The organism is Oleiphilus sp. HI0067 (assembly GCF_001635735.1).
The window spans coordinates 1-839 of sequence record NZ_LWFI01000473.1; the positions used below are offsets into that span (position 1 = coordinate 1).

Below are 839 nucleotides of genomic sequence, written 5' to 3' on the forward strand. Positions count from 1 at the left end.
CGATATGCACTTGCTTCTTGCAACATACGTTGCGCCTTACCCCGCGCTTCAGGAATAACTGTATTTTTGTAAGCTTCTGCTTCGTTTACGAAACGCTCTTTATCAAGCTTCGCTTTCTGAACATCATCAAACGCCGCTTGAACAGCTTGTGGTGCTCTAGCTTCTTTGATGTTAACGACACTGACGTTAATGCCGGTTTGATAGTTATCCATATAATCTTGCAAACGCTCTCTCGTGCTGTCTGCCAAAATACCACGCCCTTCAGTTAAGATTGGATCTAGGTTGGTGCTACCCACTTCGTGACGAAGAGCCGACTCAACGGCATGTTGCAGAGATCGCTCTGGATCCTCAACACGCAAAGCGAACGATACCGGATCTCGGACCGTGTATTGAACGTTCAACTCAATCGCAACAACGTTCTCGTCTTGCGTGAGCATTTCTTCTTTCAGCTCAGCGTTTCGAACGTTTGTTACGTTAACTGGTATAACCTGCTCGACGAGAGGGATGACAATTCTTAAACCAGGATCAAGTGTTCGACTGTATTCACCAAGGAATAAAACAACTCCCCGTTGTTGCTCATCGATCGTATAAATCGATTTCCAGCCAAGAAACAGAACAAACACTACTAAGCCAACCAGAGCAATACCGCCAAAGCCCTGCTTACCACCGTTATTATCAGAACCGCCATTGCCATTTCCTGACCCGCCAAACAGCCCGTTTAGCTTGTCCATCAATTGTTTAAGCGCTTGATCTAAATCCGGCGGGCCTTGATTGCCACCACGATTATTATTACCCCATGGGTCTTTCCCATTAGAATTACCCGGCTCATTCCAAGCCAT

General features: G+C 46.4%; 1 protein-coding gene. It reads right to left on the reverse strand.

The annotated features are described in order from the left end of the window. On the reverse strand, positions 1–839 hold an 839-nt coding region (gene hflK, locus A3739_RS05735), incomplete at both ends, for an FtsH protease activity modulator HflK (RefSeq protein ID WP_068500633.1).